Here is a 4,083-nt window from a genome sequence, read left to right on the forward strand (position 1 = left end):
TTCTTTGTAGTAGAGGTCGAGACCCATAGTGGTGCTGTAGAACTCGATCATCGCGTCAAGTTGTTCAACGGCCAGGAAGATATACGCGACCCCCGAGGACAGCGGGTGAGGGTTGTTCATAACCAGAATCATGATCTATGCGCCGCCGCCTTCGCGAGGTGTATCACGCGGGCCTTACAAATGAAGGAAGGTTCCCAACCTTCAAGCGGTCTCGCGCGCGACGGCGCGTCCACCGACCCGGTGCCGCACTTACTGTTTCGGCGGCCGTCATCGGCGTTGGGTGGGGCCAGCCGAGGTTGGCGCAGAGACCGACCCGACACAGCGACAGCACACACCAGCGTCACCCGACAGGTCGGACGTTGCCGTGCGCCTAGACTGCCTCAATCTACTAGCATTCGCAACTGTCTCTGGACTGATCGAGTTACCTATTCCACCGACCTAGGACGCCGCCTTCTAAGCCGGTGCCCTGCACGGTAGGTCGGGAGAGTTCAAACCTGACCGCGAGCGAGGATCGAATGCAGCGCAAGGGCTACCGCTCGTCGAATTTGGGCAGGTATCGCTCCGCCCACGGTACGAGGGTCGCGACATCTCCGAACCTCTCACGAATGGTGCGTGCTTCCGCACGGCGGTCGTGACTTGCGACGAAGTACAGGTCAAGTCTGGTTAGCTCGCCCAACCGCAGGAGCATGTGCCGTTGGGACTTCCGATGGGGAGTGGCGGAAACGTCGCCGACTTCGTTGGTCACTACATCGATCGTCGTAGACGACTATTCGGGGCGTCAAACTCATATCGGTACGAGCGCAGCATGGCCCATCCTCATCGTTCGAGGTGTTGACGCCGTCAACACCTCCCGCGTAATCCCGGGTGTTTTGGCGTGTTTCACGTCGTCACGACCAATGTTTCACAGTTCAGCGCAGATTCGATAACAGGTTCGATTCCCGGCAGCTCCACCGAAGAGATGGGCCAGGACGAAAGTCCTGGCCCATCTCGTTTCGCTCACCCTCAACCGTGAGGCTCACGGCTTTCGCTGTCTACGGCTGCATCACGGTGGCCATTTCACCGGGGAACTCACCTGCGTGGACTTATGCTGTTCGCGTCCCGCCCCGAGGCGAGGCCTCGACCGCGGTGTCCTCCGAGAAATCCACATTGCCGGGCGATCAACCGCGAGGTCGAGTGGCCATCTAGCGCGTTGGAAGCTCGGCGCACCAGGGGAGCAGGGCTTTGCCAAGCAGGATCATGAGCTCGTGACAGGAAGCGTGCCGCAGGGACACGGGCGCCTTCTAGGTGTACTGCCCAGGGACGTTGGTCAATCGTGCGATGGGTGGGATCTTGCCTATCGACGAGTGTTGCCGGTGGTGATTGTAGGTGTGTAGCCACGCCGGTAGCGCTGAGCGGCGTGCTGCTTCGGTGCGGTAGTGGCGGGCGAACGCCCACTCGTCTGCCATGCTGCGATGGAATCGTTCGATCTTGCCGTTGGTTTGTGGCCGATAGGGGCGGGTTCGGCGGTGTTTGATACCCAGGTCGTGGCAGGCCTGACGCCAGGCGTGGGAGCGGTAGCAGCCGCCGTTGTCAGACAAGACTGCTTCGACGGTGACGCCGCGGGCGAGAAACCAGCCCACCGCGCGCTGCAGGACGGCTATGGCGGTGGCCGCGGTTTCGTCGTCGTGGATTTCGGCGTATGCCACTCGTGAATGGTCGTCGACGACGGTGTGGACAAAGGCATGCCCGAGCAGCGGCTGGTGGTGTCGACTCCGTCTGGTCCCCGTTGTCAGGTGGCGGTTCTTCTTGCCCTGGGAGTGTCCGACGAATCGCCAGCCGCCACCGGTAGGAATGTTTCCTAGCTTTTTGACATCAACGTGGATCAGCGATCCGGGGTGGTCGTGTTCGTAGCGCCGGATCGGCTCACCGGTGCGGATATCGATGTAGGACAACCGATTCAACCGGCACCGCACCAGAACGGCGTGAACGGTCGAGGCAGGCATCGATAGCCGCGACGCAATCGCCAGCGGCGAGAGACGGTGGCGCCAGCGCAGGTGCACAATCTTGCGCACCAGCACCTGCGAAGTGCGATTGGGGCTGTGGTGGGGCCGGCTGGAGCGGTCTAACATCCCCGCCGCGCCCATCGCCGCATACCGGGTAGCCCAGCGTTTGGCGGTCGGCCAGGAAACGTTGAACTGCTCGGCTGCGCGAACCACTGGCCAGCCCTCATCGACAATCAGACGCGCCAGCAACACGCGTCCCCGCGGCGTCAAAACAGCATTACCGTGGACCACGAAGGTCTCCTGTTCGTCGAAGTGAAGTGGTAGCAGCTCCACTCCACGACAGGAGACCTTCACCAATCAACGACCCCTACAGCGAGTCATCACACTTTCTCAACCAACCTGCCTGGGCAGTACATCTAGGAAAGTCCGCGGTGATCACCGGCGCGGCGTTCGGCATCGGGCGGGCGACCGCCGTGCTCTTCGCACGCGAGGGTGCGCGGCTGGTGGTGACAGACATTCAGGGCGAGCCGCTGCTGGCGCTCGCCGACGAACTGCGGCGGGCCGGGGCGGACGTCGAGGCCGTTGTCGGCGACGTCTCGATCGAGGATGACGCGCGGCAGATGATCGCGGCGGCGACCGAGCGCTTCGGACGGCTCGATGTGCTCGTCGCCAACGCCGGCATCATCCCTCTCGGCGATGTGATGGAGATGACCGCCGCCGACTGGGACGACGTCATGGCCATCGACGGGCGTGGCATGTTCCTCACCTGCAAGTTCGCGATCGAGGCGATGCTACCGACCGGTGGTGGCGCCATCGTCTGCCTCTCCTCGATCTCCGGACTGGCCGGGCAGAAGCGGCAGGCGGCCTACGGACCCGCCAAGTTCATCGCCACCGGTTTGACCAAGCACCTGGCGGTCGAGTGGGCAGACCGAGGGATCAGAGTCAACGCCGTTGCCCCGGGAACGATCCGAACCGAGCGGGTGAAGCGGCTCCCGGAGGAGCCGGGCGGCGCGGAGTATCTGGCGGCGATCGAACGCATGCACCCGATGGGCCGCATCGGTGAACCGGCCGAAGTCGCCAGCGCCATCGTCTTCCTCGCTAGCGACGACGCCTCGTTCATCACCGGCACCGTACTGCCGGTCGACGGGGGATACCTGGCGCAATAGCGCCGATCCCCAACGGCTCCACCGGATGGAACGGTCCGGGACGAAAATCATGAGCCGATCCAGTCCTCCTGGCGCGGATGTCGGTGCGCGTGCCTGCGCCGCGCCGAGTGTGGGTGCAATCCGAAGTGGTTGTAGAGCAACAACATTGAGTCAGTTATTCCTTGATGACGCGGGGATCGCGTCACGCGGGGTTCCCGGCGATGAATCAAGCTTCTATTTGGCTGCTGCCGCGTATCATTTGACCGGATTGAACCACGGATCAGCCGGTCGGAGAAGCGTATGAAGGATGTTCTGATCGGCATTGCTGTCTTCGCAGTCATATTCGGCGGCGCAGTCGTTGGCATGTTTCTCGGGAAGGTCCTTCCCGATCCGCACATGAGCACCGAATCGCGCGACGCCATCAGGACCACAATGGCCATGCTCGGAACGTTGTCGGCAGTGGTACTCGGACTCCTCACCGGCTCCTCTATCAGCTCGCTCGCCGAAAAGGAAAGTGAATTGCGTGGTGCGGGAGTCCAATTCATCATGCTCGATCGAACCTTGGCCGAATACGGGCCTGAGACCGCCAAAACTCGAGCGCTGCTCAAGGATCTACTTGCGGAGAGAATCAATCAGATCTGGCCGGAAGAAGGGGGTGCGGTTTCGCTCACGGCACTCAGCAGTGGGGCCGGCATCAACCTGGTTCAGCGGGACCTCTTTGCCCTGTCGCCGCAGACGGAGCAACAGCAGTGGCTCCGGTCCAAAGCGCTGGAGAACACCTACGCAATCGCAGAGTCGCGATGGACGACCATCGAACAGATCGGCAGCCGGTTCCCCTGGGCGTTCTTCGTCGTCGTCGTGTCTTGGCTAGCCGTCATTTTCGCCAGTTTCGGACTTTTCGCACCTCGCAATGCCAGCGTCATCGCGGCCCTGCTCGTCGCCGCGGTTGCTCTCGC

General features: G+C 62.4%; 3 protein-coding genes. 2 read left to right on the plus strand and 1 reads right to left on the minus strand.

Features of this window, described 5'->3' with window-relative positions:
* Positions 1 to 1,280: 1,280 nt before the first annotated feature.
* A complete protein-coding gene (locus VIQ49_RS02520; RefSeq protein WP_331880423.1) occupies positions 1,281 to 2,273 on the minus strand; it encodes an IS481 family transposase in 993 nt (330 codons plus the stop codon).
* Positions 2,274 to 2,413: 140 nt separating this feature from the next.
* On the opposite strand from VIQ49_RS02520, the gene VIQ49_RS02525 reads away from it, so the two are divergent.
* Positions 2,414 to 3,148 (plus strand): SDR family NAD(P)-dependent oxidoreductase, encoded by a 735-nt coding sequence (locus VIQ49_RS02525; protein ID WP_331880421.1) that lies wholly within the window; start codon positions 2,414 to 2,416, stop codon positions 3,146 to 3,148.
* Between the two features lie 279 nt (positions 3,149 to 3,427).
* Positions 3,428 to 4,083 (plus strand): hypothetical protein (locus VIQ49_RS02530; RefSeq protein ID WP_331880422.1); only part of this gene is annotated, 656 nt, incomplete at its 3' end.

Source organism: Williamsia sp. (genome assembly GCF_036566845.1).
Classification (GTDB): Bacteria; Actinomycetota; Actinomycetes; order Mycobacteriales; family Mycobacteriaceae; genus Williamsia.